Raw genomic sequence first — 13,891 nt, 5'->3', positions numbered from 1 at the left:
CCCGGCACCGGCCGGACGCCCGAACACCTCGACGCGGCCGGGACACGGGAATTCCTGCGGTCATTCCTGTGGGGACCGAATATCGGCGCCGGCACCTCGGAACTGCCGGAATAACCGGCCTCGGTAACGACCGGCCGAATCGAAGACGTTGTACCTCCGTCGGTTTCCGGGGACCCCTCCCGGAAACCGACGGTAACCTGCGACGCCATGAACAGGTCTCTCGTGCGTGCGGCGACGGCGGTGCTTCTGCTGGGCGCGGCCGCGGCATGTTCCCCGGCGCCCGCTCCCCCGTCGCCGAACCCGACCGCACCCACTCCGGCCAGCAGCTCCGCGACTCCCCCGCCGAGCCCCAAGCCCACCGACGACGGCCGGGACTTCGCTTCGTGCCTGGACGGCCACTGCCAGGTGCACGTCACGTCCGGGGACAAGATCCAGCTCGACGGCGTGCTCGGCGTCCAGACGATCACGTTCGTGGCCATCACCCAGGACGGCGGCGGCGCGATCACCCACCCCAACCCGACGCAGGAAGGCATGTTCGACGAGGGGAACCGCAGCCGGCTGACCTTCCCCGAGGTCACCTACAACAACGCGGTCGTCCGGATCGACGCCTGACGCGCGTCCCCGGTGGGCGGGGTGAAGAAGTTGACCAGGTTCCCGTCGGGGTCGCGGAACAGCAGCGAACGGTTTCCCCACGGCATGGTGGTCGGCTCCTGCACGATCTCGGGGACAACAGCCAGGCGCATCAGCCGCTCGTACTCCCGGTCGACGTCCTCGACGAGGAACTCCAGGATCGTGGTGCGCTCCGCCCCGGCATCCAGCAGCGGCATCGTCTGGACACCGCCGATCGCCAGTTTTCCCGACGGGCCCGCGAACTCGGCGAACTGCTCGGCCGGCCGCCGCCCCTCGAGGCCGGTCGCCTGCTCGTAGAAATCGGCCAGGCGGGCGACATCGCCGCTGATGACACGGACGGAAACGAACTGCACGGTGGATCCTTTCGGCGCTGGAGGACGGCTGGCACGTCCTCCGAGGGACACCGGAGACGTTAGAGGCATTACCGGACAGGATCCGCCCGGTATCGAAAGAAATCCCGGCCGGCGACCGCGCCGGGACGGGCCCTCGTCCGCGGCGCTGTACCAGCCCTGCAGCTTCGGACCCCAGGGTCCCGACGGCCTGTACAACGCCGATCCCGGCCACGGGATGAAACCGGGCACGGACCACTACCGCGCGCTTCTGTCCACTTAGGATTCTTGTTTCCGGTCTGATGCGGGGCAGGGACCAGTCCGGTCAGTTTCGGCCCACGGCTGGGGCTTCGTACCGCTCTCGCGCGTCGAGCAGCTCGTCCCAGTGCTCCGCCGCCCAGGCGTATGCGGCCTCCAGCGGCTCCAGCATGCTGCGGCCGAGCGGCGTCAGTGCGTAGTGCACCCCCAGTTTCGGGTCGGCGTGCGCCGTGCGGGACACGAGCCCGGCGCGTTCCAGGCCGCGTAGCGACTGCGTGAGCACTTTCGGGGTGACCCGGCGCAGTGGCACGCGCAGCTCGGAGAATCGGCGCGGACCGTCTTCCAGGCAGCGAATGACCAGGGCCGCCCACTTGTCACCGACGCGGAACGGCACCAGCGAGGACGGGCACAGCTCGTCGAACAGGTCGGCTGGCAGCGGCTGCCGATGCGTCATGGTGATCTCCTGCCTCGCGCCCGGTGCGCGGTCTCGGTATCCCGGAGGTAACCGCACCTCCGGATACCTTTCCGAGCATCGACTCACCAGGAGGTATTCCCCAGATGAGCAGGATCGTCATTTTCGGGGCGGGTGGCCGGGCCGGCAGGCAGGCCGTCGCTGAAGCGCGTCGCCGTGGGCACGAGGTCACCGCGGTGGTGCGCGACCCCTCGCGCTACGGCGGTTTGGCGGATGGCGGCGTACGGATTGCCGCCGGCGACGTCACCAACGCGGCGGACGTCGCCACCCTCTCGGCCGGGCACCACGCCGGGATCAACGCGGCCGCCGTGTACGGCGCGGGCACCGACCCGGGCGCGTTCTTCACCACCGCCGCGCACGCTCTCGTCAACGGCTTGCGGCAGGCCGGAGTGGACAGACTGATCGCCGTCGGGCTGTCGGTGCTGTTGCCCGGCCCCGACGGGACCCGGCAGCTGGACGCGCTTCCCGCCGAGGTCCAGCCGTTCTACCTGGCCCACGCCGCCGGTCTCGAGGTGCTCCGCGCCGAAGGCGGCACGCTGGACTGGGTCTACGTCAGCCCGGCCGGCGACTTCGACCACGAGGGCGAGCGCACCGGTCACTACGACGTCCGCGAGCACGGGGATGCCGGGGCCCGCATCTCCTACGCCGATTTCGCCCTCGCCCTGCTGGACGAGGCCGAGACCCCGCGGCACCATCACCATCATCTGGCCGTGTCCTGACCGGGTCCTCGAAGCCGAGCGAGCGAAAACTGTCGTACCCCCCCCGGCTAAATTGCGGGCCATGGACACACCACACCTGGCCGAGGTCACGGACGACAACCTGGGCGACGCTTGCCGCCTGACCGTCGCCCCGCACCAGCGCGACTACGTGGCACCGGTCGCCGAATCCCTCGCCCAAGCCTACGTCCAGCCCGGCGTCGCCTGGCCGCGACTGGTCTACGCCGGCGACCAACTCGTCGGCTTCGTGATGGGCGCCTTCGACCCCACCTGCCCGATCGACTACTTCCAGCACGGAATCTGGCGGCTGAACATCGCCGCCGAGCACCAGGGCAAGGGCTACGGCCGGTTCGCCGTGGAGTCGGTACTGGCCGAAGCCCGCCGCCGCGGCGCCCAAGCCGCTACCGTGCTCTGGAAGCCCGGTGAGCACAGCCCCGAGCCGTTCTACCTCAAGCTCGGCTTTCACCCCACCGGCCAGGTCCACGAGGGAGAAGTAGTCGGACGGAGGCAGCTTTGGACCTGAGAACGGGGAAGCTCCGGGGGGGGGTTCGCCGAGCTGCTATCGGGGAGAGTGACGCCTTCAAGGGTGTGCCTGGCTTCCCGGGGGTGAAGGTCGCCGGGTACGAATGGGCCAAGAACCCGTTCGTACGCACCACTTTCCCCGTGATGGAACCCGGATTCCGAGGCGGCCTACGAGCCGGGCGGCGGCACTGTGAGCCGCACCGGTCCGTCCACTGGGGACAGTCGTGGCCTGGCCGAGGTCACGGACGGGGCGAGCCCCTGCGCGGCCCAGCCTGCGAGGGTCCAGTCTGCGAGAGTCCGGCCAACGCGGATCCGGCCTTTGCGGCCGACCTGAGCAAGTCCAGCCAACGCGGATCCGGCCTGCGCGGGCCCGGCCTACGCGGGCTGGCCTGAGCGAGTCCAGCCAACGCGAGTCCAGCCTGCGCGAGTCCAGCCTGCGCGAGTCCAGCCGTGCAGCCAGCCTGCGCGAGTCCGGTCTGTGCGAGTCCGGTCTGTGCGAGTCCGGCCTGCGCGAGTCCGGTCTGTGCGAGTCCGGTCTGTGCGAGTCCGGCCTGCGCGAGTCCGGCCTGCGCGAGTCCGGCCTGTGCGGCCAGGTCTGCGCGAGTCCGGCCTGCGCGGGTCAGGCCCGAGTCACTCGTAGTCGTAGAAGCCGCGGCCGGTTTTGAGGCCGAGGTGGCCGGCGTCGACGTATTCGTGCAGCACCGCACGCGGGCCCTCGGGCAGGTGCGGGTTCTCGGCGGCGTAGTGGTTCTCGATGTCGAGGACGACGTCGAGGCCGACCTGGTCCATCATCCGGAAGACGCCGGCCTTGGCCCCGGTGTTGATCGTGAACATCTCGTCGAACTCCGCGGGCGTCGTCACGCCCTCGGCCACGACGGCGAGCGCTTCGCGTTTGACCGCGGCCCAGACCCGGTTGAAGATGAACCCGGTGCTCTCCCGGCGAGCCTCGAACGGGAACACCCCGTAACCCGGCAGCTTCGCCTTCAGCAGCTCCATGATCGCGGGATCGGTGTGGCCGCTGCTCATCAGGTCGACGGCGTTCTGCGCCGGCGGCATGTAGAAGTGCATGTTCAGCACCCGGTCCTTGCCCGCCACGTCATCGGTGAACATGCGGGTCGGGTAGGACGACGAGTTGCTGGCGATGATCGCGTCGGCGGGAGCGAGCCGGTCCAGGTCGGGGAACAGCGAGCGCTTGAGGTCCAGCCGTTCGGGCACGGCTTCGACCACGAGCCAGACGTCCTCCAGCGCCGCCGGCAAGTCGCCCACGGCCTCGACCCGGCCGGCGCTGGCGCCCGGACGCGCGGCCACGAGATCGGGCAGCTTCTTTTCCACGTACTCGACGGCGGCCGTGCGGACGTCGGCGGACAGGTCGTAAACGCGGACCAGGCCACCCTGCGAAGCGAACATCAGCGCGATGCGCCGTCCGAGGGTGCCGCCGCCGATCACCGCGACAGGGCGAGAGTTGAGATCTTCCGGTACTGAGCGGGCCATGACGGGCCTCCCGAGGTCGATTGCGGACTGGTCGGTTGCGGACTGGTCGGATGCGGGCTGAGCGGGTGTCGGCCGAGCCGTTGCAGGCCGGGCGGTTGCGGGCTCGGCAGGTGCCGGCCGAGCCGTTGCGGGCTGGGCGGTCGCCGCGCCCATCTTCGGTCGAGCCCGACGGCATCAGCACCTTCAATACGAAGTGTATCTGATACGATTCGTACTGGATTCATTCTGCATCGAAAGCGAGATAGAGTTCACAGGCCGGCATAAACCGAAGGAAGGAACGGCGTGGTGACAGCATCAGACGACGGCGCGCGGCCGACCAAGCGCAAGCGCGTCGCGACCCGCGCGCAGCTGATCGAGGCAGCGGCGCAGCTGTTCGCCGAGGCAGGCACGACCGCCGTCAGCGTCGAAGCGATCTGCCGGCGCGCCGGATTCACCCGCGGCGCGTTCTACTCCAACTTCACCACGGTCGACGACGTCTTCTTCGCCCTCCACCAGCGGCAGACCGCCCAGATCGAGCACCGCCTCAAGGTTCTGATGACCGAGCGCGGGTCCGCCCCGGACTCGCTCGAAGCCGGCATCGCCCACGTGCTCAGCGCGCTCCCCGACGACGGGCAGTGGTTCGCCCTCCGCGCCGGCGTCACCGGGCAGGCCCTGCACAAGCCCGAACTGGCGGTCGCGCTGCGGGAGCACGCCGATCATCTGCAGCTGCACCTGCAACCGTTGCTGATCACCAGCGTCGTGGGCGCCGGTCGCCGCCTGCTCACCGACCCCGCGACGTTCACCCGGGCCGTCATCGCCGCCCACGTCGGCGCGGTCATCCAAAGCCTGCCCTACGAGAGCCCGGCCGACGACGCCGAAACCGGCAGCGCCGAAACCGACGGCGCCGAAACCGACGGCGCCGATTCACCCGGCATCGATTCACTGCGAGAGGCCGCGGTCCGCGGCGTCATGTTCGGCCTGACTGCAGAACTCTGAACACCGCAACGCCCTGAACACCCTGACACCCCGAACACCGCAACGCCCTGAACACCATGATGACCGGAACCATGACCTTGCCCGGCGACGAAACTTCGGATCCGTTGGCCGAAAAGTCCGGTTTTCGACGATGGACGGTTGCCGCCGGCAGGTGAACTACTCATGCTGTTCTTCTGCTCGGCAGGAGTAAGGGAAGCCACATGCACCAGCACTACGCCAATGACGGCGCGGTCCGGCGGTCACCGGGGGCGCTGCCGTCCGCGGTGCGGTTCGGGCCGTTCCACCGGGCGCTCTCCGAGGCAGTCGATCATCGCGGGCTTTCCTTGTCCCGCTTGCGCGCGCATCTGGCCACGCGCGGGGTGTCGGTGGCCGAGTCGACGTTGAGTTACTGGCAGCGCGGGCTCCGGCATCCCTCGGCCACCCGCTCGCTCAACGTCGTGCGCGCGCTGGAATCGGTACTGGGCCTGCCTTCCGACAGCCTCGTCGTGCTGATCGGCCCCCATCGGTCGCCGGGCGAAGGCGACCGCAGGCCGTCGTTGCCGGAACTGCAGCAGAGCTGGACCGAAACCTGCACCCTGCTGGAAGAACTGAGCGGCCTGCCCCGCGCCGAGGAGAACGCGGACCTGGACGTGGTGACGGTCGTCGACGTGCTGACCCTGACCGCGGAGGGCCAGACCGAGGAGATCACCTCGACCATGGTGGTCCGGGCCCGGCGGTCCGGCGCGGACAGCTTCCTGGTCACCCACCAGGACGAAGACGGCACCGACGTGACGGCGACCTCGGTCATCGCGGTCGACGGCTGCCGGATGGGCCGGTTGCGGCGGAGCGTCCCGTCGGCGGGGATGGTGTTCGAGCTGCTCTTCGACCGCGGCCTGGCCGAGGGCGAGACGCACACGTTCGCCTTCACCCTGCGGCTGGACGCGTCGGTCCGGTCGAGCAGCTTCCACCGGATCGTCCGCGCCCCCATGTCGGCCTACCTGCTCCGGCTGCGCTTCGACGCGGCCAAGCTGCCCGCCCGGTGCCTGAAGACGATCCGCCCCCGTGAAGACCTCGATCCACTGGTCAGCGAACCGTTGTTCTGCGGGCCGGGCGCCACCGTGAGCGCTTACTTCGAGGACCTCGGCGTCGGCATCGCGGGAGTCGACCTCATCTGGGACTAGGACTCCCGTGCTGCGCGGCGCTTACCGCGCAGCACGACCACGACGACGACCAGCGCGGCGGCCGCCAGCACGACCAGCCCGGCCACGATCGGCACCGACGAACCGGTGTCGGAACCAACGGGCGCCTGCGCGAAGCCGACTCCGCCCCGGCGCTGGTAATCCGATCCCGGCAGCTTGTCCGCGTACCGGTCGTGCACCGTGCGCTGGTAGTCCCCCAGCGGGACGAACTGTCCCACCGGGGACTGCGGCAGGCTCGCCTGCAGCAGCACGACGCCGGCCGGGCTCAGGTCGTACCACCCGTTGATCTGGGGCTCGTTGAGGAGAACCGAGCCGGGACGGAGTTTGCCGCTCAGGGCCTCCTCGTCGTTGCCGGACAACACATTCCCCACGACCCAGCCGCCCGGCGCCGAGCTGTCCCGGCTCGCCCGGAGAGTGGCCTTCGCGCCGGAGTCCGTGGTGGCCGTCACGGCGATGGACCCCAGCACCCCGGCCGGGGCGCCGGCCGTGCCCGCGACGAACCCGGGATTGAGGGTATAGACCGGAATCCCCCGCCCGGCGAGCGTGATCCGCCCGGGCTCGGCGTGGTCGACCTGCCGGAAGTTCGATCTTGCGAAGCTGACCGCGCGCGGCTGGTCGGCGGCCTTGACGGCGGCCGCCAGGTCCTCCGCCGAGGGTGGGGTGACCCACTCGCCGGCCGACGCCGTCGACACGGCCGGGACCAGCGCCGCCACGGCGACCGCAAGACTGAAGAAGAACTTCCGGCAGATCTCACTCATGACCGCGGATCAGCCCTTCTGGATGTTGACGACGGTGTCGTTCCAGGTGAACTGGGCGTTGCGCTGGTACTGGCTGTAGTCCCAGGTCTGGTAGCGCTGGTAGGACGGCCACGGGTCGCCGAGCATGATGGACTGGTTCGAGCTGTCGTACCCGTAGATCACCTCGGCGTGGCCGCCACCGGAGGTCCAGTAGATGCCGGTCAGGTTCAGGATGCCGGAGTCGACCTGCTGCTCGATCGAGTTGTAGCTGATCGGCCCGCCCGCGTCCTGCGCGGAGAAGCCGGTGCCCTGGAACCCTTGCACGATCTCCGAAATCTGCGCCGCGTCGTTCGGACAGGAGCCGACCTGGGCCCCCTTGCCCGCGGCGCAGAACTCCTCCTGGGAGGCGCTGCCGCCCTGCGACTGCTCGATGCTGGAGCCGTCCGCGGCCCAGCACCACTCGTCGTTCTGCTGCACCTGCTGGCTGTAGTCCAGTTGTTTCGACGCCGGTGCCGCGTGGGAGGTGCTCGCTGCCCTGGCGCCGGGCGGCGTGACCTGCCGGACCTGCGTGTGGGTGCTGGTCTTCTCCAGTCCGTTGGGCCGGTTCGTGTCGCCGCCGGACTGCGCGAACGCGGAAGCGGGCAGCATGGCCAACGCGAGGGCGGTCGCCCCGGTCGCCACGACGGCCCGGACTGCCCGTCGATTGGATCGGTAATCCATCGAATCTCCTAGTAACAGGGATGTGGGGAAACGGAGTTCGTGCTGGAGACCGGGACGAGTCGCCCGGCCGGAGATCACTGTGTGCTCGGCGCCGCGGCCGGGCAACAGTGCGGCCGGGCCGCGGCGCGACGGTGTGAGCGTTCACAACGGCCCGCAGCCGGGGAAGAACTGCGACTGTCGAGTTCACCACCGGTGCGGCCGCGCCGGATTCGCAATATTCACTTCGCGTTCACACCTGATGAATCCGGCCGGGCGCGGTGTCCTCAGCCGGTGGCCAGGGTCCGGTCGAGCAGGGGAAGCAGGCGGTCCCAGTGCCGCTGTAGTCCGGAGGCGTTGAAGGAATCGGTGTCGGACATGGTGAAGCCGTGGACGGTGCCCGGGTAGATCTCGGAGGTGTAGCGGACACCCGCGGCGTCCAGGGCCTGGTTGAGCTCGCCGAGGGCCTCGGGCGTCAGGTCGCCTTCGGCGTGACCGAGGTGGACTTCGGCGGTGATCCGGGCGAGGAGGCCGTCCGGCCCGTCGGCGCCGACGGGGCCGTGGAATCCGGCGACGGCGGCCACCTGGCCGGGGTGGGCCGCGGCGGTGCGCAACGCCAGGAGGCCGCCGATGCAGTAGCCGGTCACCGCGACCGGCCCGGCGCTGACCTCGGGCTGGGCGGTGAGGAACCTGAGGTAGGCGTCGGCGTCGCGCAGGATCCGTTCGGTGGTGTGCGCCTCGATCAAGGGCATCAGCCGGGCGAAGACCGCGGGACGGGCCGCTTCTCCGATGTGCTCGGGAAGTTCGATCACCGGTGCCGGGCCGTGCCGGTAGAAGAAGTTGGGCACGAGCACGTAGTACCCGTGCCCGGCCAGTTCGCGGGCCATCTCCAGCAGCACGGGCCGGAGGCCGAAGCCGTCCGCGTACATCAGCACCCCTGGGTGCCGCCCGCCTTCAGGGAAAGCGGCGAAAGCGTCGGCCTGGCCGTCGGGAGTGGGAATCAGCAAAGTCGTGGTGGGCATGAATTCTCCAGTCGTGGTTGATGGTGGGAGCTGGTGATCAACACGACGGAGGCGGAGCCCGTGCGGCAGTGCCGGATTTTCGCTCGAACAGCGGGCCCGCAGCGGCCCGCACGGCGCTCAGAAGAGCACCGGGTAACCAATCCGTGCGTGGCTCGAGGCCGTCCCGGTAGTCATGCCGCAGAGCCTAGCCCACCGGATCGAGCCGGCACCACGATTCGACCCGGATTCGGGCTGTGCCAGCAGATCCGCGCTGGCGTCGCGTCCGGGCGGTGGCGTTGACCGACGCGCCGTCGGCCGGCTGCCGGGCGGCGGCGCGAATACGGACGTGGGTGCGCCACTGGGCGGTCGAAGACCAGCGCTTCGGCGTGCCGCCGGCCCGGTTCCTCCGCCCAGCCCCGGTCCGGTTCAGGTGCAGGATGAGATCGCGCAGCAGCGGGGTCATCCCGACACCGGCGGGCTCGGACCAGGTGACCGGGCAGCGGCCGGGCACGAACAGCACGATGCTCAATTCGCCGGCCTGCAACGTGGCCACGGCGTGCTCGGCCCCGCCGGGAATCCAGATCCCGTCGGCGGGCGGCACCAGCCAATCCCGCGACGCGGTCGTCACGGTCACGGTCGCCGTCGAGGCCCACAACAGCATGGGCTCACGGTGGACGTGGGGCGGGAAATGCGGATGAGGATCGACCCCGGCCCGGCCGATACCGAAGATGCGGCTGCCACCCCGCTCGCCGGCCGCTGCTCGAAGAGCACACCGACGGCCCGGCTTTTAATGACGAGAGCATCAAGCAACTGCTCGGGGAAGAGGCAACAGGCTACAAAAATGTATACAAATCCTTCGCGGGGAACTTCCTGAACATTTCTGCGGAGGTCGGCCAGTTCCTCTACATCTGCGCGCGGGCCCGCCAGGCGAAGCGCATCGTGGAGTTCGGCACGTCGTTCGGCATCTCCACCATCTATTTGGCCACCGCGCTCAAAGACGGCGGCGGCCGGCTCAGGACCGAACTGGAAGCCACGAAGACCCAGTGCGCAAGGGATAACCACGAGACCGCCAGCCTGGCCGACCTCGTGGAAATCCGGGTCGGCGACGCGCTGGAAGCACTCCGCGACGGTGTCGGCGGGCCGGTGGACCTGGTGCTGCTCGACGGCGCGTTCGGCCTCTGCCGGCCCGCGCTCGAACTGCGCGAGCCGCACCTGCGGCCCGGCGCGCCGGTGATCGCCGAAAACGCGGTCGAGCAGTCGACCGGATACCTCGGCCACGTCCGCGACCCGCGCAACGGGACCGCACCCTGACCCCACCCTTCGAAGCGGGCTGCGGGAACCAGTTGCTCCGTCTTCGCCCGATAACATCGCCCTCGGCCGGGGCCGGTGGCCGCCCCGCCCCGTTCGGGATCAAAGCGGGACGGCGCCGGGTTGACGTTTCCTCGGAGGCGGCCGCAAAAGGTGTGATCTCCGCCGGGAGAGAAATTTTCACCGGGGGCGAGTGCGGGTCCGGTAGGCTTTGATTCGCCGGGCCGACTTACCGATCCACTGTGGATCACTGTATAGTGTGAGTGAGAATCTGCGTGGATCCACACAGGTAATGCCTTCCGAGGAGGAATCACCCCCCATGGCACAAAAAGTTCTAGTCCAGATGGTCGATGACATCGATGGTGGCGAGGCCAGCCAGACGGTCCCGTTCGGCATCGACGGCATCCAGTACGAAATCGACTTGTCCGATGACAACGCGACCGGTCTGCGTGAGGAGTTCGCGCGCTACATCGCCGCGTCGCGCCGGACCGGGGGCCGCAAGATCCGGTCGGTCGCCGGGGTCGCGACCACCACTTCCGCCGACCGGGAGCGTTCGCGGGAGATTCGCGCGTGGGCGCTGGCGAACGGCTGGGACGTCTCCGAGCGCGGACGCATCCCGGCGACCGTCATCGCCGCCTATGAAGAGCGTGACCAGGCTCCGGCGAAGGCCACGCGCAAGCGTAACAGCGCGAAGAAGGCGTAAGCGAAATATCGCATCGGGGCCTATTACCCGCCGCGCGCCCGGGGTGAGTTCTCCCCCGGCGCCGCGGGGGCTTCCCGTGGCGCGCCCGTTTCTCCTCCCGTTCGGGGTACTTCGCGCACGGCCGCGGCCGGATCCGGAACTCCTTGAGTAGGGTTTCACCATGGAGAAGCGGCAGCTGGGCAAGACCGGAATCGAGATCTCCGAGTTCGTCTACGGCGCGGGATCGATCGGCGGCATCGGCGGCGCGCCGGCGACTCGGGGCTTGGGCATCGATGCCGAGCAGGGGTTCAACCGGCTGAGTGAAGCCCACGCGCTGGGCATTCGCGTGGTCGACACCGCGGACAGTTACGGCGGCGGTGAAAGCGAGCTCACCGTCGGTCGCTGGCTGGCGGAGCAGCTGCCCGAGGACGTCCTGGTCGAGACCAAGGTGGGCGGCACCGCGCAGGGCATCAACCTGTCCGGTCCGCACGTCGAACGGCAGCTCGCGCAGAGCATCGAGCGCCTGGGCCGGGTCGACCTCTACCTGACGCACGCGCCCGACCCGACCACCCCGCTCGAAGAAACCCTCACCGCGTTCGCGGCCGCGCAGGAAGCCGGGCTGATCAGGGCGTTCGGGGTCTGCAATGTCGACGCCGGGCTGCTCGAATCCCTCCTGTCCACGGCGGCGAACGCCGGGCTGCCGCGTCCCGAGTGGATTCAGAACGGCTTCAACCTGCTTGACCGCAAGGACGAGAAGGATCTGCTGCCCTTGGTCGACGCGGAGGGCCTCGGCTACATGGCCTTTTCCCCGCTCGCCGGCGGCGTATTGTCCGATCGCTACCTCGACGGCGCCCAACCGGCCGCGGGCAGCCGCATCGCGGTGGCCGGCGATCACTATTACGCCGGCATGTACTCCCCGGACAACCTCGCCCGCGTCGCCCGGCTCCGGGACATCGCACGGGACAAGGGAATCAGCGTGGCGGGGCTGGCGCTGGCCTGGATGCGGGCGCATCCGGCGATCACCGCGCCGGTCATCTCGCCCAGCACCGCCGCCCAGTGGCAGGCCGTTCACGAAGCGCTCGAGGCCGAACTCGACGAGGACGCCTTCGCCACCATTTCGACGATCTTCAGCTAGCCCTGGCGAGATGAAGACGACCGTTTGGACGGATGAGCCGCGCCTTCTTGAGCTCGCCCGGGTACTAAGCCGCCGAAGCCGCGTTGCCCTGCATTTTCGGTGACTTTCCGCCGGTTCATGAGTTGAACGCGTTGATGGACAAGCACGGCCGCGGCTATGCGCCGGAACACCTGAATGACAACCCGAAGCAACAGGCGATTGTCGTGGCGTCGCTCTGGCGACGCAAGTGCTTGTCCCCCATGCGAATCAGGTCCCCAGTGCTCGTCGCTCCGATGACGATCCTGCTCGCACCACCACACTTCGTCCTCGCGAAAAAGGAGCGTCACTCGTCGCTTGCGCCGCGCAGTTCCCAGGTGCCGCGCCGACGCAGGACGAGCAGGTAATAAGCGACTGCGACGGAGGCGATGCCGATCGTGACGTACAGGCTCGGCCGGCCGACCTTCGAGTCCAGCGCGTTCTCGTAGACCACGTACCCGAGGGCGATCAGCGCGAGGATCGGGGCGACCGGGAACAGTGGCATGCGGTAGCGGGCGTGCGCGGTCGAGCCGTTGCGCCTGCCGTTCACCGCGGCCAGGCACAGCAGGATGTAGACGGCCACGATCGTCGTCGCCGTGGTGACGACCAGGAACTGCTCGTCGGCGAAACACAGCGCCGCGCCGACGGCCCCGACGGCGATCGTCGCTACCCACGGGGTGGCGAAGCGGGGGTGGACGGTGGCCAGCGCCCGGCTGACCGTGCCCGGCCAGGCCGCGTCCCGGCCGGTGCTGAACACCATCCGGGCGGTGATCAGGATGATCGCCAGCACCGCGTTGAGGATCGCCAGCGCCACGGCGAGGCTGATCGCCGTGTTCAGCCCGGACCCGCCGACGGCGGTGATGAAGTAGGCCATCATGTTCGGCGCCGCGAACAGCTCGTTCAGCGACGGCGCCCCCAGCAGCACGGCGGTCACCGGGGCCAGTTCGGCGATCACGGTGATGACCAGCGCCCACAGCACGGCGCGGGCGATGCCGCGGTGGGCGTCCTTCGTCTCCTCGCCGAAGTACACGGCCGAGCCGTATCCGTTGTAGGAGAAGATCGCGACCGCCGTCGCCGCGCCGATGAGCCCGATGCCGGCCGGCATCAGCGATCCGCCGGAGCCGGCCGCCACCGGGTGCAGCAGCAGGTCGGTGAACGGCCGGCTGGGATGGGCGACGCCGAGCACGGTCAGGACCACCAGCGCGGCCATCTCGATGGCCAGGAAGACCCCGGTCACCCACGCGTTCAGCTTGATGTCGAAGACGGCCAGCACGGTCGCCACGACCGTGGTCACGGCGGCGACGACCGGGCCGTTCAGGCTCGGGAACACCACCGACAGGTAGGTCCCGACCCCGAGCGCGATCACCGCGATGATCAGCACCTGGGTGATCACCAGCAGGCCGAGGGTGACGAAACCGGGCAGTTTGCCCAGTGTGCGGCCGACGATCGCGTACTCGCCGCCGCTGAGCGGGTACGCGGAGGCGAGTTCGGCGTAGACGAACGCCATGAAGATCCCGACCACGCCGGCCAGCAGGAAGCTCCAGAAGGCGCCGCTGCCGGCCTGCGCCATCACGCCGGGGGAAATGATGAAGACCGAGGACGCGGGGGTGGTCGCGGACAGGGTGATGAGCAGCGTGCCCAGCACACGAAGGCCGCGGCGCAGCACCGGCCGGGACGGCTGCTGCTGAGGCGTGGACGGTGCGGCCGGGCCGCCGGTCGGGTCTGATGCCATGTCGCCGTCTCCTC

Annotated in this window: 16 protein-coding genes; 8 read left to right on the top strand and 8 right to left on the bottom strand. The window is 69.4% G+C overall.

Annotation, left to right across the window (positions count from 1 at the left end; all coding sequences use genetic code 11):
• The first annotated feature begins 207 nt into the window (after positions 1-207).
• Entirely contained in the window at positions 208-612 is a 405-nt protein-coding gene (locus OG943_RS07915) for a hypothetical protein (RefSeq protein WP_328609038.1), read from the top strand.
• Here OG943_RS07915 and OG943_RS07910 read toward each other — a convergent pair.
• Together OG943_RS07910 and OG943_RS07905 are read right to left on the bottom strand one after the other, a co-directional pair.
• The gene (locus OG943_RS07910) at positions 579-983 is read right to left on the bottom strand and encodes a VOC family protein (protein WP_328609037.1); all 405 of its coding nucleotides are present in this window, start codon (positions 981-983) and stop codon (positions 579-581) included. The two genes, OG943_RS07915 and OG943_RS07910, sit on opposite strands and share 34 nt — an antisense overlap.
• Before the next feature lie 301 nt (positions 984-1,284).
• Entirely contained in the window at positions 1,285-1,671 is a 387-nt protein-coding gene (locus tag OG943_RS07905; RefSeq protein WP_328609036.1) for a winged helix-turn-helix transcriptional regulator, read from the bottom strand.
• 104 nt (positions 1,672-1,775) lie between these two features.
• On the opposite strand from OG943_RS07905, the gene OG943_RS07900 reads away from it, so the two are divergent.
• Together OG943_RS07900 and OG943_RS07895 are read left to right on the top strand one after the other, a co-directional pair.
• Positions 1,776-2,408, top strand: a complete 633-nt coding sequence (locus OG943_RS07900) for an NAD(P)-dependent oxidoreductase (protein WP_328609035.1) — start codon at positions 1,776-1,778, stop codon at positions 2,406-2,408.
• Positions 2,409-2,469: 61 nt separating this feature from the next.
• Entirely contained in the window at positions 2,470-2,928 is a 459-nt protein-coding gene (locus OG943_RS07895) for a GNAT family N-acetyltransferase (RefSeq protein WP_328609034.1), read from the top strand.
• 629 nt (positions 2,929-3,557) lie between these two features.
• On the opposite strand, the gene OG943_RS07890 is transcribed toward OG943_RS07895, so the two are convergent.
• Complete coding sequence (locus OG943_RS07890; protein ID WP_328609033.1) at positions 3,558-4,418, bottom strand: 3-hydroxyacyl-CoA dehydrogenase family protein; 861 nt, start codon at positions 4,416-4,418, stop codon at positions 3,558-3,560.
• 285 nt (positions 4,419-4,703) lie between these two features.
• Between OG943_RS07890 and OG943_RS07885 the strand changes: the two genes are divergently transcribed.
• Positions 4,704-5,393, top strand: a complete 690-nt coding sequence (locus OG943_RS07885) for a TetR/AcrR family transcriptional regulator (protein WP_328609032.1) — start codon at positions 4,704-4,706, stop codon at positions 5,391-5,393.
• A gap of 200 nt (positions 5,394-5,593) precedes the next feature.
• Positions 5,594-6,553, top strand: a complete 960-nt coding sequence (locus tag OG943_RS07880; protein WP_328609031.1) for an XRE family transcriptional regulator — start codon at positions 5,594-5,596, stop codon at positions 6,551-6,553.
• Here the strand turns inward: OG943_RS07880 and OG943_RS07875 are convergent.
• From OG943_RS07875 to OG943_RS07860, 4 genes are all read right to left on the bottom strand, one after another.
• Positions 6,550-7,329: a hypothetical protein gene (locus OG943_RS07875; protein WP_328609030.1), complete on the bottom strand. Its 780-nt coding sequence runs from the start codon at positions 7,327-7,329 to the stop codon at positions 6,550-6,552. The genes OG943_RS07880 and OG943_RS07875 overlap by 4 nt on opposite strands.
• A 9-nt stretch (positions 7,330-7,338) precedes the next feature.
• The gene (locus OG943_RS07870) at positions 7,339-8,028 is read right to left on the bottom strand and encodes a papain-like cysteine protease family protein (RefSeq protein WP_328609029.1); all 690 of its coding nucleotides are present in this window, start codon (positions 8,026-8,028) and stop codon (positions 7,339-7,341) included.
• 263 nt (positions 8,029-8,291) lie between these two features.
• Positions 8,292-9,026, bottom strand: a complete 735-nt coding sequence (locus OG943_RS07865; RefSeq protein WP_328609028.1) for a dienelactone hydrolase family protein — start codon at positions 9,024-9,026, stop codon at positions 8,292-8,294.
• 184 nt (positions 9,027-9,210) lie between these two features.
• Positions 9,211-9,666 (bottom strand): hypothetical protein, encoded by a 456-nt coding sequence (locus OG943_RS07860; RefSeq protein ID WP_328609027.1) that lies wholly within the window; start codon positions 9,664-9,666, stop codon positions 9,211-9,213.
• Positions 9,667-9,761: 95 nt separating this feature from the next.
• Between OG943_RS07860 and OG943_RS07855 the strand changes: the two genes are divergently transcribed.
• The 3 genes from OG943_RS07855 to OG943_RS07845 all read left to right on the top strand — a co-directional run bounded on the left by OG943_RS07855 (position 9,762) and on the right by OG943_RS07845 (position 12,130).
• Complete coding sequence (locus OG943_RS07855) at positions 9,762-10,316, top strand: O-methyltransferase (protein WP_328612027.1); 555 nt, start codon at positions 9,762-9,764, stop codon at positions 10,314-10,316.
• Between the two features lie 316 nt (positions 10,317-10,632).
• A complete protein-coding gene (locus OG943_RS07850; RefSeq protein ID WP_328609026.1) occupies positions 10,633-11,016 on the top strand; it encodes a histone-like nucleoid-structuring protein Lsr2 in 384 nt (127 codons plus the stop codon).
• Between the two features lie 160 nt (positions 11,017-11,176).
• On the top strand, positions 11,177-12,130 hold the full coding sequence (locus OG943_RS07845) for an aldo/keto reductase (protein WP_328609025.1): 954 nt from the start codon (positions 11,177-11,179) through the stop codon (positions 12,128-12,130).
• Positions 12,131-12,452: 322 nt separating this feature from the next.
• Here the strand turns inward: OG943_RS07845 and OG943_RS07840 are convergent, their stop codons facing one another.
• Positions 12,453-13,877, bottom strand: coding sequence for an APC family permease (locus OG943_RS07840; RefSeq protein WP_328609024.1), 1,425 nt, complete (start codon positions 13,875-13,877; stop codon positions 12,453-12,455).
• Positions 13,878-13,891: the final 14 nt, after the last annotated feature.

The organism is Amycolatopsis sp. NBC_00345 (assembly GCF_036116635.1).
Lineage (GTDB): Bacteria > Actinomycetota > Actinomycetes > Mycobacteriales > Pseudonocardiaceae > Amycolatopsis.
The sequence above is the reverse complement of the archived record's forward strand: the minus strand, read 5'-3'. Positions and strand labels throughout refer to the sequence as shown.

Coding starts and splice junctions, on each gene's coding strand:
- OG943_RS07915 (WP_328609038.1), top strand. CDS start 208: ATGAACAGGTCTCTCGTGCGTGCGGCGACGGCGGTGCTTCTGCTGGGC.
- OG943_RS07845 (WP_328609025.1), top strand. CDS start 11,177: ATGGAGAAGCGGCAGCTGGGCAAGACCGGAATCGAGATCTCCGAGTTC.
- OG943_RS07880 (WP_328609031.1), top strand. CDS start 5,594: ATGCACCAGCACTACGCCAATGACGGCGCGGTCCGGCGGTCACCGGGG.
- OG943_RS07870 (WP_328609029.1), bottom strand. CDS start 8,028: ATGGATTACCGATCCAATCGACGGGCAGTCCGGGCCGTCGTGGCGACC.
- OG943_RS07905 (WP_328609036.1), bottom strand. CDS start 1,671: ATGACGCATCGGCAGCCGCTGCCAGCCGACCTGTTCGACGAGCTGTGC.
- OG943_RS07850 (WP_328609026.1), top strand. CDS start 10,633: ATGGCACAAAAAGTTCTAGTCCAGATGGTCGATGACATCGATGGTGGC.
- OG943_RS07840 (WP_328609024.1), bottom strand. CDS start 13,877: ATGGCATCAGACCCGACCGGCGGCCCGGCCGCACCGTCCACGCCTCAG.
- OG943_RS07860 (WP_328609027.1), bottom strand. CDS start 9,666: ATGCTGTTGTGGGCCTCGACGGCGACCGTGACCGTGACGACCGCGTCG.
- OG943_RS07875 (WP_328609030.1), bottom strand. CDS start 7,329: ATGAGTGAGATCTGCCGGAAGTTCTTCTTCAGTCTTGCGGTCGCCGTG.
- OG943_RS07895 (WP_328609034.1), top strand. CDS start 2,470: ATGGACACACCACACCTGGCCGAGGTCACGGACGACAACCTGGGCGAC.
- OG943_RS07900 (WP_328609035.1), top strand. CDS start 1,776: ATGAGCAGGATCGTCATTTTCGGGGCGGGTGGCCGGGCCGGCAGGCAG.
- OG943_RS07890 (WP_328609033.1), bottom strand. CDS start 4,418: ATGGCCCGCTCAGTACCGGAAGATCTCAACTCTCGCCCTGTCGCGGTG.
- OG943_RS07865 (WP_328609028.1), bottom strand. CDS start 9,026: ATGCCCACCACGACTTTGCTGATTCCCACTCCCGACGGCCAGGCCGAC.